The following is a 16556-nucleotide window of genomic DNA, read 5'->3' as shown; positions in this document are numbered from 1 at the left end:
CACGACTGGTCGCCCCCTCGTTGACGACGGTGGTTGCCGCAACGCGGGTTCCGGATGCCGCCGCCGATCTGGCCGTGAAAGTGACGACTTCGTTGCGAGTCGTAGATCACGTGAAGGACGCGTGGGATGGATCGTCAAGCAGCCGAACGATCTCGCCAAGCAACGCATCGCCCGTTCTGACTCCCTCCCGGAGCGCGTTGGCTATAGCCGTCGCTTCGGACGTCAGAATGACGGCGTCCCTGTCTCCGACTCGTGCGATAACCCGGTCAAACAGTCGGCCGCTTTCTTTTGCTACCCGGCCAGCGCCGTCGTGTGCGCAGTGCGGTGCGCAGAGTTCGGGCTCCCAATCCTCGAGTTGTGCGACCGTGCGGCGAAAGTTCACGGCGTCCCACTTGTTCGAGGTGCGAATCCACTCAATTAGTTCATGACGATCGGGGATGCTCTGGTCGCACTGCCGCAGTAGTTCCGAATCCGGCGATCCGCGGAGCGCGTCTGCGATGTCGGCCGAGCTGGCGGTCATCGGGTCGAGGCCCATGATCGTACGGAAGACCACCCCAGTAACAGCGGAAAGCGGCAGAGTCTTCTTGTCTTCGTTGAACGGCTCATTGAGAATGCTCGGATTATCGATTGCCCGCTGCACCCACCGCTCGAGTTGCTTGAGGCCGTAAGTGATCGCGTTCTCTTTTGACATACCGGAGTGGCGCTGGTGTGCGCTGGACGCATCACGAGCAGACGACCATGCCATCCGGTACAGATGTCCGATTGCGAAACTACGTGCTCCTCGTGTAGTTGTCGTTCGAAGCGCCTCTTCGTGGGTTTCGGTCAGATCGGGCAGGTTGTGCTCGCGCAGCATGTGAACGAAGTAACGGCCTGATTCGTCGGCAATAATTCGCCCTGCGAGTGCAGAAAGCTCCGCGCGTTCTGTTGACCACATCGTCGGGAGAGAAAGACGGAGCCGGAGATCCCGTGCGAAATCTTCACGTCGCTTTTCCAGAGTCCCAACACCTGGAAAGAAGAATCGAACTCGGTTCGCATAGATGCTGTCTCCGAGACTCGATCCATTCCAAACGAACGCGTCAAGTGGTGAGGACGGATGAATTTGAAGGAGGTCTTCCCACCAGGCGGCTTTGAACAGCTCATGACTAAGTGAGTAGTTTGGCCCTATCTCGTCAGTGTGAGTCTCCACCGGATAGACAAGTCCGCCGTGGTCTCCGGTCGCGTGGATAACTGTGAGCGCCCCGATCCTGGCCAAGAACGAGGCGCGATCGAGGAGGTATTCACCGCTGGTGTCTTCGACTGGGTACCGCTTAGCGAGTGCGCTCCGTCGGTCGTCGTCTAGTTCGCGCAATGCGACCGCTGCCAGCTGAGCTGCCTTTGTAGCGGACGCCCGTCGCGATCGTTCATCAATGGCCTTTGGGTCGAGGATCTTTGCCGCGCGCTCATTCACCGACGGATTGCACGAACGGCATTCAACGTCCTTGCCGCGGATAGCATCGGTCAGCGCCCGTCGCGATGCAAGAGTAAGCGGTTCTCCGCAAGTCGAGCATTCGAAGGACGGAGCTGTGGCAGAGACAGCTGCCGCCGCCGCGTAATGCGCTGTTCCTGACCAGACTTTGAATCCGATGTCGCTCGTTCGGTGAGCCCAGACGGGTTCACCTGTCTCAATGTCGACATTCCGGATGCTCCAATATGCGGCCCCGACCGACTGAAGTTCAAGAGGGGCGTCGCCATTCTGCACAACCTGCAAGATGATGCTTGACGGTTCGAATGTGGAAGTCATGGTTAATTATCGACTGAGCCGCCGACACGTCACTGGCAATATTGGCTAACCACATGGTTCTGTCGATGACGCTCACGATCCCGATGTTTCTATTTGCGGGTGAATCGTAAATAAATTGGATATAAGAAATAATTTAAATAATTGGATTACCTGATTTGAATTCGATATTCAAATTCCACGACCTATAGCAGTCAAATAAAAGCAAGTAATGCAATAAATGCAATATCAAAATAGATAGCAATAAAATGCTTTCATGAACGAAATTAAATATCCCCAATTCTCGTTCGACAGCGATTTGACTCGTGCCGTGATAGAACTTGAGCGCGAACGCACCAATCTCAACCGAGGAACCACACCGAGCGAGGTCTTCCTCCAGCTCAAGGATCTTTTTCAACTTTTGACAAGCATTATGTCCGCGCGAATCGAAGGAAACAGGACTTCGATACTCGACGCGGTCACTGGCGCGGCGGGCCTCCGGGATTCTTCTCGATCAAGCATGCGAAATGACGGGGTGGAGGAGATCCTCAACATCCAGCGAGCGGTCGATTTTATTGAGCAAACGGCAGCGACATCGCCGATCAACCACATGTTCATCCGAGAGCTCCATCGGATCGTGGTTTCAGATCTGAGTCGTGAGGGAGATCGAACTCCGGGCGCGTATCGGCTGGGAGAGGTGTCGATCGGGCGGTCAAACCATCGGCCGCCGTGGCCAGCTGATGTGCCAGACCACATGTCCACGCTCATCGACTTCATAGGTGAAGAGGTTGAGCCTCAAATGCAGTTGCTGCAGACCGCCATTGCCCACCACCGCTTTCTATGGATTCACCCATTCGGCAATGGCAATGGGCGAACTGCTCGGCTACTCACATACGCAATGCTCGTCAAGCAGGGATATACGTCGGCATCGGACTATCGTGCCGTGAATCCCACGGCGGTATTCGGTTCGGATCGGCAGGGATATTACGACAATCTAGAGGCTGCGGACTCTCTGTCTGACGAGGGGATTGTGGCCTGGTGCACCTACGTGCTCTCGGGGCTTAATACAGATCTGAAGAAACTAGGTCGTCTGACAGATCAGAACTTTGTCACGAACGAATTGCTCATCCCCGCCATTGAACGATTGCGTTCTGCTGGAGGTCTGACATCGGGGGAAGCTGCCGCTTTGGGCGTCGCGGCGCGCAAGACGATCGTCAAGGCTGGCGATCTCGACAAGGCTCTGCCAGGTTCGCCATCCACCCGCAGCCAAGCAATTCGGCGACTGACGGATCGGAATCTGCTGAGGGCGGTTGCTCCGGGAGCGCGTTCATACCAACTCATCTTCGCCCCCAACGAATTGACGGTTCACATGGTCAATCGCCTCGATGTCTCTGGGCTGCTGCCGAGGATTCTCACCGAGGACCCGATTTAGCGGGAGGGCGCATCGATCCAGGCAGGATCGCTGAGCTCAGCGACTAGGCCCCGCTCACCGCTTCGTGATCTGCCGCAACGTTCTTCTGCACCGCGAACTGGGTGCGGTGCAGCTCCTCGTACCGCCCTCCCGCAGCGAGCAGTTCGTCATGCGTGCCGCGCTCCACGATCGAGCCGTCTTCGACCACGAGGATCATGTCCGCGCTGCGAATAGTCGAGAGTCGGTGAGCGATCACCATCGCCGTGCGTCCCTCGAGCGCCTCGCTGAGCGCCGCCTGCACGGCGGCCTCCGACGTCGAGTCCAGCGCCGCCGTCGCCTCGTCGAGGATGACGACGCGCGGCTGGGCGAGCAGGAGCCTCGCGATGGTCATCCGCTGGCGCTCCCCGCCTGAGAGGCGGTAGCCGCGCTCTCCCACCATGGTGTCGAGCTGGTCGGGCAGCGACCGGATGAGCGGCTCGAGCCGTGCGCGACGCACGGCGTCCCACACGTCGTCGGTGGATGCATCCGGCCTCGCGAGACGGAGATTGGACAGGATGGTCTCGTGGAACAGGTGGCCGTCTTGCGTCACCATGCCGAGGGTGTGCCGCAGGGAGGCGAAGGTGACGTCGCGCACATCCAGCCCTGCGAGGCGCACGGCGCCGCTGTCGACGTCGTAGAGGCGCGAGAGCAGCTGCGCGATCGTGGACTTGCCGGCGCCGGACGTGCCGACGAGGGCGACGGTCTGCCCCGGCTCGATGCGGAACGAGATGCCGTGCAGCACCTCTTCGCCGCCGCGGGTGTCCAGCGTCGAGACCTCCTCCAGGGAGGCGAGCGACACCTTGTCGGCGCTCGGGTAGGCGAAGCGCACGTCGTCGAACTCGACCGATACCGGGCCGTCGGGCACGGATGCCGCGCCGGGCTTCTCCTGGATGAGCGGTTCGAGATCGAGCACCTCGAAGACGCGCTCGAAGCTGACCACCGCGCTCATGATCTCGACCCGGGCGCTCGCGAGGCCGGTCAGCGGAACGTAGAGGCGGGTGAGGAGGAGCGCCAGCGTGACCACGTCGCCGGTGTCGAGCTGGCCGGCGAGTGCCAGGAAACCGCCGAGCCCGTAGACGAGCGCAAGGGCGAGAGCGGAGACGAGCGTCAGTGCGGTGACGAAGATGAACTGCAGCGTCGTCGAGCGCACTCCGATGTCGCGCACACGGGCGGCGCGCACGCGGAACTCCTCGGCCTCCTCATCGGGCCTCCCGAACAGCTTGACGAGGGTGGCGCCGGGGGCTGAGAAGCGCTCGGTCATCTGCGTGCTCATGGCGGAGTTGTGGTCGGCTGCCTCGCGGCGCAACGCGGCGAGGCGGCTGCCCATGCGGCGCGCGGGGATCAGGAAGACGGGCAGCATGATCACGGCGAGAAGCGTCACGAGCCACGAGGTGCTGAGCATGACGATCAGGGTGAGGATCAGCGCCACGAGGTTCGTGACGACGCCGGACAGTGTGCCGCTGAAGGCCTGCTGAGCGCCGATCACATCGTTGTTCAGGCGGCTCACGAGGGCGCCGGTTCGTGTGCGGGTGAAGAAGGCGATCGGCATCTTCTGCACGTGGTTGAAGACGGCGGTGCGCAGATCCAGGATCACGCCCTCGCCGATGCGCGCCGAGAACCAGCGCGTCACGAGTGACACGGCGGCATCGGCCACGGCCACGAGGGCGATGACGATGGCGAGCCACACGATCGTGTTCACCGCGCCCCGCGCCACGATGACGTTGACCACCTGGCCGGCGAGTACCGGAGTCGCGACCGCGAGGAAAGCCCCCACGACGGAGAGCGCGATGAAGATCACCAGCTTGGCCCGGTAGGGCACCGCGAACGCCAGGATGCGCCGCACGGATTCACGGGAGAAGCCGTTCTTGCCGCCTTTGGCGCTCGAGATCTTGTACAGCGAGCTCCAGGCGGCGCTTTCCATGCTCATGGCGATTCCTTCCGAGGGGACCATGCCCAACCTACGTGACCGGTCCCGCTCCGGATGTCCGCCGCTTGACCTACACAGCGGGGGTCGCGTCGAAAGACGATGTCTGCCGTCCGAGAACCTTGAGCAGGTCGATCTTGCCGCGACTCGCCGATCCTGGACGCGTGGTCAGAACGACGAGACTCTGGGAGTGATTCTCGGTGAAGAGCACCTGACCGTCCACCTCGATCGGCCCGAGTGCTGGATGAAGGATTGTCTTGCAGTCGTCGTATCGGTGAGCAACCTCGTGGAGGTCCCACATACGCACGAATTCGGTGCTGTGCTTATGCAGCTCCGAATAGATGCGCTGGGCCCGCGCGGTGTCGCTTCCCGCCGCCATAGCGGCCCGCAGTCGAGCGGCATGGGATCGGCCGTGTTGTTCGTGGGTATCCGCAGGGTAGATCGATCGCTCCTCCGGGTCGAGAAACCATCGAAGGTAGCCGCTGCTGTGCAGGCCGGCGAAGCGGGTCTGGTCTCCGAGGAGGGCGGCTGCGAGGGGGTTCATCGCCAGGGTTTCGAGCAGATCGGTCTGTACCAGGCAGGGGGTGTCGACAAGGCTGTCCAGCACTCCGAGCAGCGCGGGGCTGACATGATCGCTGCGCTCGAAGCGTGTCGGCGCGTTGTGGCCCGTGAGAACGAACAGGTGATCGCGTTCGTCGAGAGTCAGCCTGAGCGCGCGCGCGAGCGCGGCCGTGATCTGCGTCGACGGGCGCGGTGCGCGCTGCTGCTCGAGCTTCGCGTAGTAGTCGGTAGACATTCCGGCGAGTTGGGCGACTTCTTCTCGCCGGAGTCCGGGCGCCCGTCTTCTCGGACCTTCGACCATACCTACGTCTCGTGGGCTCAGGAGCTCACGTCGCGCGCGCAGAAAGGAGGCGAGTTCCTCTTTGTTCATGGATCCATCCTCGCCGCTTGCGCGACGGCTATCCAGAGACCAGCGATGCACCCCTACGCGAGGGGTGACTGTTCAGATGCTGCTGAATGTGTCCAGGAGTTTGTCGTAGGAACCGTTCGCGAGGGCATGACGAATGGGCATGGCGGCGTCGACGACGAGTTCCCGTGCCTCGGGGTTGTCGCGCAGCAGGCCCAGGAGTTCGGTGAGGAAGTCCTCCAGGGGCAGGGCGTGTTCGTTGTCCCGCTGATCGAGAAGGTCGGTGCGAACGCCCGGAGGAACGATCTCGATGACCTGGATGCCCGTGGCTGCGCTCGAGAGTTGGACGCGAAGGCTCTCGGTGAACGAATGCAACGCGGCCTTGGTGGCGTTGTAGGTGGGCGTTACCGGGTAGGGAACGAAAGCCAGCGATGACGTGACGTTGACGATGGCGGCATCGGCTTTGCCTGCCAGTAACGGCAGGAGGGCGTACGTCAACCGGATGGTGCCGAGCAGGTTGATGGCGATGTGCTGCTCTGCGATGCCGACGTCGGCCGGGTCGAGTAGATCCTCCTTCAGCATGATGCCGGCGTTGTTCACGAGCACATTCAGGTGCGGGTGACTCTTCTCAAGCTGGGCGCGGGCGTGAGCAATGGACTCCGGATCGGCAACGTCGAGCTCGATGCCGTCGATTCCCGGGTGCTCGGTCGTGATCGTCTCGATAAGCGCTCTGCGTCGCCCGGCAATGATGACCTTGTTGCCGCCGGCCTGCAGGCGCAGAGCGAGGCCGAGGCCGATACCGGACGTTCCGCCCGTGATGAGAATCGTGTTGCCTGTGAGATGCATGGTGTGAGCTCCATTTGTTTCAGTGTGACGGGCTCGACGGAAGCCTCGTCAGTCACGCTATGTGGGGTGGTGAGGGGCAGGGAGAGAAGGTTTATCCACGGACAAGGAATCCATGGACCGGTTGGTCGCAGCCGTCAGCTCAGTGCCGCAGCATCGTCCGATACAGACGCGAGCAGGTCGAGCGCCTCGAACGGCCGCGGGGTCGCTGCGGCGAGATAGAGCACCGAGAAGCCGAGCTCGTTCGCCTTCTCCATCGTGCCGAGCAGCTCATCGCGAGTGGTCGTAGGGGTGATGCTCGCGGTCGTTGTCTTCTGCACGGTGGCGAAATCGCGGCCCACGTCATCGCAGTGCCGTTGCAGCACCTCGAGTTTGTGGAGCGTGTCGTCGGCGACCCTGAGGTTGCACGCGTCTGCATACTGGGCGACGAGCCGCAGAGTCTTGCGTTCGCCGCCGCCGCCGATGAGGAGGTACGGCCGCGGACGGGACAGGGGCGCGGGCGCGCTCAGCGTTCGGGTCAGTTGGTAGTGCTGCCCGTCGTACGGCCCATCAACCTCGCCCCACATCTGCAGGCAGATCTGCACTGTCTCTTCGAGCCTCTCGAAACGTTCCTTGAGGGGCGGCAGATGAAGGCCGAGTCCTGATGCTTCGTCTTCATTCCAGGCTGCCCCGATGCCCAGACCCGCTCTTCCATTGCTCAGGGTGTCGAGCGTGGCCACCTGCTTGGCCAGCAGGCCCGGTGACCGGTAGGTCACGCCGGTCACCAGGGTGTGCAGGAGAACGGACTCGGTTCGGCCGGCCAGAAACCCCAGCAGCGTGTAGGCCTCGAGCATCGCGTTCTCGACGGGCCCGTACATGCTGACCTGCCAGACGTGGTCCATCACACTGATGCGTTGAGCTCCCCCCTGTTCGGCCGTCTGGGCGAGCCGCGCGATGGTCTGCGCGAGCTGGGCGGGCGGGGTGTCCTGCTGGGTGAAGTTGGCGAGGTGAAATCCGAGGTCCATGGTGTGGCTCCTGCCTAATACGTCTGAGCGCGGCTCAGAGCGCGCCGCTCAACATCTCGAGAACCTGCGGGTAGCTTCCGTTCGCGGTGGCCTGACGCAGGAAGGCGACGTTCTGCACGGTGATTTCGTGCGCATCCGGCTGGCTGGTGATGAGCTCCATCACCTCGTCGAGGAATGCCTCGAGCGGCATCGCGATCGGCGACTCCGACTGACCCGGCATGAGTTCCGTCTGAACGGCCGGCGGGACGAGCTCGATGACCTGCACCGACGTGTCGGCGAGCTGCACCCTCATGCTTTCCGTGAAGGAGTGGACGGCGGCTTTGGAAGCACTGTAGGTCGGGGTGAACGGCAGGGGCACGAACGCGAGGCCCGATGACACCGTGACCACGACCGGGTCGGTGGCCTGCTGCAGGAACGGAAGGAATGCCGCGAACAGTCGGATCGGTCCGAGCAGGTTCGTCTCGATCGTGAGCTCGGACGTCGAAAGGAAGGATGCGTCGTGCAGGTTCTCCGGCTGCTGGATGCCGGCCATCGGGATCAGCACATTGAGGTCGGGGTGACGCTCGGTGACCGTTTCGAACGCCGCTGCGATGGAGGAGGGATCAGTGATGTCGATCTGGACCGAGTCCAGTCCGGGGTGCTCAGCCACGAGGCTGTCGAGCAGCTCCGCGCGGCGTCCGCCGATGATGACGGTGTTGCCGAGGGCCTGGAACCTGAGGGCGAGGCCGAGGCCGATGCCCGAGGTCGCGCCGGGGATGAATATGGTGTTTCCTGTTGTCTTCATGAGATTGAGTGTGCTCGGGTGCGAGAGAGTGCGGCAGAGTGCGCTTATCCACGGACTGGCATTCCTAGCTTCCAGACGTGCGCGTCATACTGGATCACATGGACCGCGCCGAGCTCGCCGACTTCTTGCGGACGCGCCGCGAGTCGATACAGCCGGCCGACGTCGGAATCAGTGTCGGACAGCGTCGTCGAGCGCCGGGACTGCGCCGAGAAGAGGTCGCCTGGCTCGCAGGAATGTCGACCGACTACTACGCCCGCCTCGAGCAGCAGCGCGCAGTCCAGCCGAGCGAGCAGATCCTCATCGCGGTTGCGCGCGCACTCCGCCTCACTGCCGAGGAGCACGCTCACCTCTTCCGCCTTGCCGGTCATCACGCGGCACCACCGCGAGACCGGTCGCAACAGATCGAACCCGCCCTCCTGCGCGTGCTCGATCGGCTCGATGATACGCCGGCGATGATCGTGACCGACATCGCCTTCACCCTCGCGCAGAATGCGCTCGCGACGGCGCTGTTCGGAGACGAGACCAGCTACACGGGCCTGGCTCGCAGCTCGTACTACCGCTGGTTCACAGACGATTCCGCCAGGGCCCTGTCGCCGATCCGGGAACACGCGATTCACAGCCGGTTGAATGTCGCGGGCCTGCGCGCAGCTCTGTCTGCGGGGGGAGAAGACCCGACCGCAACCACCATGGTCGATGAGCTTCTGCGTCGCAGTCCGGAGTTCGCGTCGCTGTGGGCTGAACACATCGTCGCCGAGCGTCTGGGCGACGAGAAAACCGTGATTCATCCGGAGCTGGGCGAGATCGAATTCGACTGCCAGCCCCTCTACCTCGAGAACCGTGCCCAGGCTCTCCTTGTGATGACGCCCCGAGCAGGCTCGAACGCGTCGGAGAAACTGCGTCTCTTACAGCTGGGCACCCTGGGCTAGGCCAGGCATCCGGTCGGTCAGCCCTTGCTGCGTTTGTAGGCGCGGTACAGGGAGATTCCGCGGACGGCGAGCACGATGACGGCAGGGATCTGGATCGCCGCGGAGATCCAGTGCCAGCCCACTCCTTCTTCAGGGTAACTGTCGAAATCGGTGGGGATGCCGCTCGTCGATGTGTAGACGCCGGCGAAGAACAGCGACATGAATCCGAACAGGATGATCGAGACCGCCCCCATGAGCGCCAGGTCGTCTGCTGTGTCGTGACGGAAAGAGGGCACCGCCATGAACACGCCGGTCACGGCCGCGAGCCCGGCCGCGATCACGAGAAATGCAGGCAACGGAATGAACGGCCACGCGGCCGTCTCGTCCCAGCGGGCCGTGTCGCGAAGTCCCATCCGGCCGCCGGCGAGAACGAAGTTCAGCAGGCTGAGGAGGAAGAACAGGAACATGGCGAAGGCGGCGTACATAAAGACGCGCTTGCCACGAGCGACACGGCGGTCGAGTTCGGCGTCCGTCAGGGCCGTTCGGCCCCTACTCCTTCTCATACACGTCGAACTGGGCCTCGTTCTCCTGCAGCGAGCCGAGCAGCGCGAGGGCCTCGGCGCTCGAGCTGCCTATCGCGGGCGTGCCGACGAGCAGCTGCTGGCCCGGCGCATCCCGAACTTCGAACGTCTGGTACGTGAGCTCGATGCGCCCGACCGTGGGGTGGACGAACACCTTGTAGGCGCGCGCCAGGCCGGCGACGGTCTGGTCGTCCCAGAGCTCGCGGAACGCGGGCACCGGCAGCATCTCGTCGAGCAGCGCGCGGATCGCCGGGTTGTCCGGGTCGTAGCCGGCGTTCAAGCGCAGGGCGTGCACGGTCGCGCGGGTCACGGTGTTCCACTCGGTGAACACGTTCCTGGCCTCGGGGTGCGCGAACAGAACGCGCACCATGTTGATCGGGCCGTCGGCGTCGGTGTCGTCGAAGGGCGACAGAAGAGCGGATGCCGCGGCGTTGGTCGCGAGAACGTCGAACGACGGGCCCAGCACGTAGGCGGCGGCCGCCGGGAACGACTCGAGCAGGGTCAGAAGCGCCGGATCGACGAGGTCGCGAGGGCTGCCGGCCCGCAGGCTCGGGTCCATTCCGGCCAGCCGGTAGAGGTGCCCACGGGAATCGGTGTCGAGCCTGAGGGCCCGGCCGATCGCATCCAGAACCTGTGACGAGGGGCTGCGCTCGCGGCCCTGCTCGAGCCGCGCGTAGTAGTCGGCGCTCACGCCGGCGAGCACGGCGACCTCTTCGCGGCGCAGACCCGCGACCCGGCGCGTGCCGTGGCCGCCCGCGAGACCGGCCTGGTGCGGGTCGACGTTGGCGCGGCTCGCTCGAAGGAAGTCGCCCAAGGCATTTCCGGAGAGTGTCTGCATACTCCCCAACGTAGTCGCGGCCTCGGGCCGGTGGGGGTGGTGCGGCCGCAGCCAGGGTGCGGCACACCTAGGTTCGCTCGCCCTTCTTCGCCGCGAGCGATGCGCCGAGACTCGAAGCACGAACACATCCGCCGTATCGACAGAGAGCCGCCCCTCATGACCGAGATCCTCGAAGTGACCACCCTTCGCCCCGCCGCCGGCCTCACCGCCGCCGATTTCATCACGGCCAATGCCGACATCGACGCCTACCTGGCGCGCCAGCCCGGCTTCGAGTGGCGCCGCATCCTCGAGAAGAGCGACGGCACCATCATCGACATCGTCGCCTACGACAGCATGGAGCACGCTCGCGCTGGAGCCGACGGCATCGGCGGCGAGATGGCGGGTTCGCCCGTGCACGCGACGATCGACCACTCCAGCGTCGACTGGAACCTGACCACCGTGCTGCACCGTGTCGACGGCAACTGACACGGCGGTCGATGCGGCTGCCGCGCGTCGTCGTTCTCTTGTCCGCGTGTTAGTTCGCCGCAGTAGAGGTCTCTACGAGGGTCCGACTAACGAGTGCTCAACTTTCCCCAGCTCACGGGAACCATCGCCACGGCGGCAGCGACCGTCGCAAAGACCAAGCCTCGCTCAGAATTCTGCATCGCGCGAGAGAACGTCGCCGGAAGCTCTCGGATCCTTCCTGCGATCACATCAAAGAAGTCGAGGAGCGATGCATCTGCTTGGAAAATGACGACCCCGTAGAACGAAAAGTCCTCGTGGCGCGTGGCCGTAAAGAACCAGCCGAGTATTGAGAGAATGAGCCCGAATCCGAGGAGGCATACTGCCGTCCATCCGATCCACCTGATGATCGCTGGCACTAACGTCGCAACAAAGTTGACTCCAAGAATGAAAGCGCGAGCCGTCCGCACGCTGAGAGGAAGCTTCCTGAATGGGTTGAGCTTGGGTTCGGAAACGATCTGCCGAAGGCTTGTATTCGCCGCGGCTCGCTCGACTTCTCGCAGAAACCGCCTGAGACGAATGCTCGTGAGCAGATTGATCCTGAGAGACAATCCCACCACTCCCGCGCAAGCAAGCCAGATCAGACCAAGCAAAGGCTTGTCGTTGCTCAGGTCGACAAACAGAGCAAGGGATGCGAGCAGCACCGGGATAAGACAGAAGAGGGCCCATCCCCGCACGTAGCGGAGCAGGGTATGTCGAACGTCATTTTCATCGCTCCTCACGACGTAGGCAAGTCCGATGCTCGGGATAATCAGTAGCACAGTCACCGCTGCGTCGACCATGGCCCCTGGCGAGGACGGGGATCCGTGGATATAGCTCAGCACCTCGAACGGACTGAGCTGGGCGATCGCTCCTGCTAACAACAAAATGAAGATCGTCCATGTCCACAGAAGCACCGGCCTCATGACACCTTGCGGGTTTGGGAGCATTAGCGAGAAGACGTACCGTGACCGAACCCGTGTCCACTCGCTGACCTTACCCGGGTAGAAGATCTGCCTCGTATGCGTCTGGCGATCGCGATACTCGTACTGGATCGGTGATGTCGCGTTCCATAAGAGAAAGACACCCACCGCGAAAAAGGTTCCGGGTGGGGCAACTAGGCGAATGTGCTCTCGTACTGGGCCGGAAGTCTCGGAGACTCGAACGGCGACTAGACCTGCACCCGGGATGGCAGACGCGCGAGCGTTTCTTGCGTGTGTCCGCTTCAAGAGTTCGATAAGGGGGTCGCGTTCGTCTTCAACTCGCCGGAGCTTGAAGAGTTCCTCGCCCTTCCCGAGGTCGTACCACGTAGTGGGAACGAAAGCCACGGCCATGCGTTCGATAAGGGATCCGTGTTCAGAGGCGACGAGATATTGCCACACCTTTCGGTCCGATGGCGACATCTGTGAAACCACATCCGGGACGATCGGGGTCTTCGCGTCGTCGTGGACGTACCACTGCATCACCGCATCCGCGGTGGGGAAATCAAGCGCGACGTCGCGCATGATCTCGAACGCCCTCTCTCGACAGTGCGACGGCAAGCCACCGGCGGCCACGTAGCCAACAAGGCCAACCATCGCAGAATCCTCTGCGCTGTTGAAAAGCGACACCGCCTCGCCACGGCTGTTCCGAAGATCGAAATCAAGAATCAAGCCCTTGTTGAGGATGCCCAGCGGCACGGGGATGTGGTCCGCCCGCGCGAGTCCGTACTTCTTTGCTCGGGTACGCAGGGCGTTTACGTCAATGTCAAAACTGACGGTCCGTTCTCGGAGACCGTCTGTCAGCACAGCGATGGTCTCCACTCGCCTGGAAATCCAGGACCAATCGGTCAACAGATCAACGTACAACCGAGCGTATGCAGCCCGTGCGCGACTGACACGAACGCCCCCTAAGACACCTTCTTTTGTTGCTACCACGACGCCCCTCCGGCTGTGGAAAGAGCAATTAGCTAGTTGTCCTCATCGCCACGGTCGACCTTCATCTGCATACCCATCGTCACCTGGACGTTGCGGATTAGCTGCTCCGAGCCGAACGGAAGACCTCGGACATCTCGCCGCGAATTGAACCGGGTGTTTTTCCAGGCTTTTGCGACTTCACGCCAGAACCCGCCAAACGCTTCTGGCCTAGTGGGCTCACTTGCGCTGACAGCTATGTCACCCAACATTCACTCCTTCGATTTCCTACGACGCGGAGGAATATCCACTTCGTGGAGCTCGAGACGAAAACCATCGGTCAACGAATCGAAATTCATTAGCACTCTCATGATAAGTGAGTGATGAGTAGAGATCATATCTACTGCCGAGTCAAGCAACGAGCTGCAATCGAAACAATAGCGGCCCCACAACGTCGACCGCGACGGCACGCAGGCTCGGACCCCTCATCCCTGTGCTCATGACGAAGCTAAAGCCCCAGCACCGGTAGTTGCGCCTCCGAGCCTGCGGAGTTCCGAACGTGGCGGCCGACGTCGTTCCCAGCGAGCGGTCAGCCCGCGGCTGTCGAAGTGAACGAGAGCGTTGTACGACCGACGCTCCAGGGCTGGGGGCCACGACGAACTCGTCATCACTGCCGGCGCTCGCCCGGAGCTCAGCCCTCTTCGACGTCGGCGAACGTGATCCGCACACCTCCGGTCGCGAGTCCGAAGATCGTCGGGAACAGCGCCGCCGCCTCAGGAGTCGCGACCGCCGCCGACGCGGTGTCGTAGTCGGCGAAGTACAGGTCGACGAGGCGGTAGGCCGGCGTCGGGCTGCCGTCCTCCTTGGGCCAGACCTTCGACGATTCGAGGCGCTGCAGGCCGGGGAGTGCCTTGGCCAGCTCGAGCTGCTTCGACTCGGCGAAGCCTGCCTCGAACGCGTCGGCGTCGGTGGGGTTGTCGTAGATGACGGTGATTTTGGTAGTCATGATTCAGTCTGCTTTCTTTTGTGGGTGAGAGGGAAGGGAACGGAGCGGACGGTCAGGAATCCCGGCCGTAGGTCTCGAGCAGTCGCAGCCAGACCTCGCTGACCGTGGGGTAGGCGGGCACGGCGTGCCACAGCCGGTCGATCGGCACCTCGCCGGCGATCGCAATCGTCGCCGCGTGCAGCAGCTCGGCCACATCCGGCCCGACCACGGTGAAGCCCACGATCACGCCGAGATCCTCGTCGACGACCATTCCGGCCCGGCCGGTGTAGCCGTCGGCGTGCAGGGATGCGCCGGCTACCGCGCCCAGGTCGTACTCGACGGCGCGAATGCGCAGTCCGCGCCGCGTGGCCTCGGCGACGGTGAATCCGACGGATGCGACTTCCGGGTCACCGAAGATCACCTGCGGCACCGCGAGATCGTCGGCCGTGAAGGCGTGACGCCCCCACGCCGTGGCATCCGGTGCCGTGCCCTGGGCGCGGGCCACGATGCTGTCGCCGAGGATCCGGGCCTGGTACTTGCCCTGATGCGTCAGCAGCACGCGCCGGTTCACGTCTCCGGCCGCATACAGCCACTCGCCCTCCACGGGCGCGCCGTCGCGCAGCACGAGAAGCGCGTCGTCGACGGTCAGCCAGTCGCCCGGCTCCAGCCCGACGCTCTCCACACCCAGACGAGACGTGTTCGGCATCCGACCCGTGGCCACGAGCACTTCATCGGCGAGCACAGCCGATCCATCGGCGAGCTCGATGTGCACGAGCCCGCTGTCATCGCGACTGACGGATGTCGGCTCCGTCGACAGATGCAGCGACACCCCCTTCGCGCGCAGCGACTCGGTGAGCAGCTCGCGGGCGAACGGCTCCACGGCGGGCAGCAGCCCGTCGCGAGCGACGATCGTCACGGCCGTTCCGAACGCCGAGAACGCCGTCGCCATCTCGACGCCCACGACTCCTCCGCCGATGATCGCCAGTCGCTCGGGCACGGTCGGGGTGGATGCCGCTTCCCGGCTCGTCCACGGACGTGCGGCCGCCAGGCCGGGCACCTCGGGAACGCGGGCGCTCGACCCGGTCGCGATGACGACCGCGTGGCGCGCATCCAGTGTCTGAGAAGCACCAAAACCGTCGATGACCGACACCTGCCGGGTGCCGCTGATGCGGCCCTCGCCGCGGAACAGCGTGACGCCCGCGCTCTCGAGCCAGGCGGCCTGGCCGTCGTCCTTCCAGCGCGAGGCGAACGAGTCGCGGCGACGCAGCACGGCCGACACGTCGAGTTCGCCGGTGACCGCGGCCCGGGCGCCGGGCAGGTGCGAGACGGCGCGGAGGGCAGCGGCATCCCGAAGCAGAGCCTTGGTGGGCATGCAGGCCCAGTACGAGCATTCGCCGCCGATGAGTTCGCGTTCGACGATGGCGACGGTGAGCCCGCCCTGCACGACGCGGTCGGCCACGTTCTCGCCGACGGGGCCGGCGCCGATGATGATGACGTCGAAGGTGGGGTTCGTCATGACTACAGGCCCTTCGCGGCGCGGCCCAGGCGCAGGGCCGAGACGAGGAAGAAGATTCCGCCGAGGGTGGCGTAGCCGCCGACGGTGCCGACAGAGGCAGATGCGCCGCCGGCCATCGAGGCGATCGCGGTTCCGGCGAGCACCGAAAGGCCGCCCGAGAGGATCAGGGCCCACTGGCCGCCGAGCGCGCGGCGGCGCAGGGCGACGATCAGCTGAACGGCTCCGGCGGTGATGGCCCAGACTCCCCAGACGACGAGTACGGCGGGCGTTCCGGATGCCGATGCGATCGCCAGGCCGATGGCCGCCAGCAGGCTGAGCGCCATGTTGATGTAGAGCAGCGGGGTGGCGCCGGTGCCGCGGTTCGTGCGGGAGTCGACGACGGCCGCCGCGACATCGAAGAGGGGGTACAGCACGAGCAGCGCGACGGTCGCGATGCCGAGGGCAGCTCCCGCGCTCGGCGCCGTGACGAACACGAGCACCGCCCACACGACGGCGAAGGCGAAGCGAACGAAGTACAGCTTTCGCAGCGACGACGCCACGGTGGCGGTCTCGGTGGTGGGCGTGGTGGTTGTCATCATGATCCTGTTCTCAAGCGGTGAAGGGTGGGGCGGCTGCCTCGCTGAGCAGTCTTCGCTTCGCCGACAGGGGTCATGTACTTCGTTTGAACTACTTCGGCGGGCAATCTCGGCCG

15 protein-coding genes are annotated in these 16556 nt (G+C 63.6%); 3 read left to right on the top strand and 12 right to left on the bottom strand.

The annotated features are described in order from the left end of the window. Nucleotides 1–106: 106 nt before the first annotated feature. The gene (locus QCD70_RS11075; RefSeq protein ID WP_301216141.1) at nt 107–1780 is read right to left on the bottom strand and encodes a hypothetical protein; all 1674 of its coding nucleotides are present in this window, start codon (nt 1778–1780) and stop codon (nt 107–109) included. 253 nt (nt 1781–2033) lie between these two features. On the opposite strand from QCD70_RS11075, the gene QCD70_RS11070 reads away from it, so the two are divergent. Further along, the gene (locus QCD70_RS11070) at nt 2034–3188 is read left to right on the top strand and encodes a Fic family protein (RefSeq protein ID WP_301216139.1); all 1155 of its coding nucleotides are present in this window, start codon (nt 2034–2036) and stop codon (nt 3186–3188) included. A 43-nt stretch (nt 3189–3231) separates the two neighbouring features. On the opposite strand, the gene QCD70_RS11065 is transcribed toward QCD70_RS11070, so the two are convergent. The 5 genes from QCD70_RS11065 to QCD70_RS11045 form a co-directional block, all read right to left on the bottom strand. Beyond that, nucleotides 3232–5133, bottom strand: a complete 1902-nt coding sequence (locus QCD70_RS11065) for an ABC transporter ATP-binding protein (protein ID WP_301216138.1) — start codon at nt 5131–5133, stop codon at nt 3232–3234. 70 nt (nt 5134–5203) lie between these two features. Further along, nucleotides 5204–6061 (bottom strand): helix-turn-helix transcriptional regulator, encoded by an 858-nt coding sequence (locus tag QCD70_RS11060; protein ID WP_301216136.1) that lies wholly within the window; start codon nt 6059–6061, stop codon nt 5204–5206. 72 nt (nt 6062–6133) lie between these two features. After that, on the bottom strand, nt 6134–6883 hold the full coding sequence (locus QCD70_RS11055; RefSeq protein WP_301216134.1) for an SDR family oxidoreductase: 750 nt from the start codon (nt 6881–6883) through the stop codon (nt 6134–6136). A gap of 134 nt (nt 6884–7017) precedes the next feature. Further along, complete coding sequence (locus QCD70_RS11050) at nt 7018–7884, bottom strand: LLM class F420-dependent oxidoreductase (protein WP_301216132.1); 867 nt, start codon at nt 7882–7884, stop codon at nt 7018–7020. 34 nt (nt 7885–7918) lie between these two features. Then, on the bottom strand, nt 7919–8668 hold the full coding sequence (locus QCD70_RS11045; RefSeq protein WP_301216130.1) for an SDR family oxidoreductase: 750 nt from the start codon (nt 8666–8668) through the stop codon (nt 7919–7921). A gap of 98 nt (nt 8669–8766) precedes the next feature. On the opposite strand from QCD70_RS11045, the gene QCD70_RS11040 reads away from it, so the two are divergent. Continuing rightward, a complete protein-coding gene (locus QCD70_RS11040) occupies nt 8767–9594 on the top strand; it encodes a helix-turn-helix transcriptional regulator (RefSeq protein ID WP_301216128.1) in 828 nt (275 codons plus the stop codon). Between the two features lie 17 nt (nt 9595–9611). Here the strand turns inward: QCD70_RS11040 and QCD70_RS11035 are convergent, their stop codons facing one another. Both QCD70_RS11035 and QCD70_RS11030 read right to left on the bottom strand, forming a co-directional pair. Further along, complete coding sequence (locus QCD70_RS11035) at nt 9612–10058, bottom strand: hypothetical protein (protein ID WP_301216127.1); 447 nt, start codon at nt 10056–10058, stop codon at nt 9612–9614. Nucleotides 10059–10122: 64 nt separating this feature from the next. Further along, nucleotides 10123–10992, bottom strand: coding sequence for a helix-turn-helix domain-containing protein (locus QCD70_RS11030; protein WP_301216125.1), 870 nt, complete (start codon nt 10990–10992; stop codon nt 10123–10125). A 156-nt stretch (nt 10993–11148) separates the two neighbouring features. Here QCD70_RS11030 and QCD70_RS11025 point away from each other — a divergent pair, with 156 nt between their 5' ends. Beyond that, the gene (locus QCD70_RS11025; protein WP_301216123.1) at nt 11149–11457 is read left to right on the top strand and encodes a hypothetical protein; all 309 of its coding nucleotides are present in this window, start codon (nt 11149–11151) and stop codon (nt 11455–11457) included. 86 nt (nt 11458–11543) lie between these two features. On the opposite strand, the gene QCD70_RS11020 is transcribed toward QCD70_RS11025, so the two are convergent. The 4 genes from QCD70_RS11020 to QCD70_RS11005 form a co-directional block, all read right to left on the bottom strand. Next, nucleotides 11544–13274, bottom strand: a complete 1731-nt coding sequence (locus tag QCD70_RS11020) for a hypothetical protein (protein ID WP_301216121.1) — start codon at nt 13272–13274, stop codon at nt 11544–11546. Nucleotides 13275–14055: 781 nt separating this feature from the next. After that, nucleotides 14056–14370, bottom strand: a complete 315-nt coding sequence (locus QCD70_RS11015; protein WP_055933109.1) for an EthD family reductase — start codon at nt 14368–14370, stop codon at nt 14056–14058. 52 nt (nt 14371–14422) lie between these two features. Further along, entirely contained in the window at nt 14423–15865 is a 1443-nt protein-coding gene (locus tag QCD70_RS11010) for a dihydrolipoyl dehydrogenase family protein (protein ID WP_301216117.1), read from the bottom strand. Between the two features lie 2 nt (nt 15866–15867). Then, nucleotides 15868–16443, bottom strand: coding sequence for a hypothetical protein (locus tag QCD70_RS11005; RefSeq protein ID WP_301216115.1), 576 nt, complete (start codon nt 16441–16443; stop codon nt 15868–15870). Nucleotides 16444–16556: the final 113 nt, after the last annotated feature.

This window comes from Agreia sp. PsM10 (genome assembly GCF_030433855.1).
Classification (GTDB): domain Bacteria; phylum Actinomycetota; class Actinomycetes; order Actinomycetales; family Microbacteriaceae; genus Agreia.
Note: the sequence above shows the minus strand (reverse complement) of the source record. Positions and strands in the feature narration are given on the sequence as shown.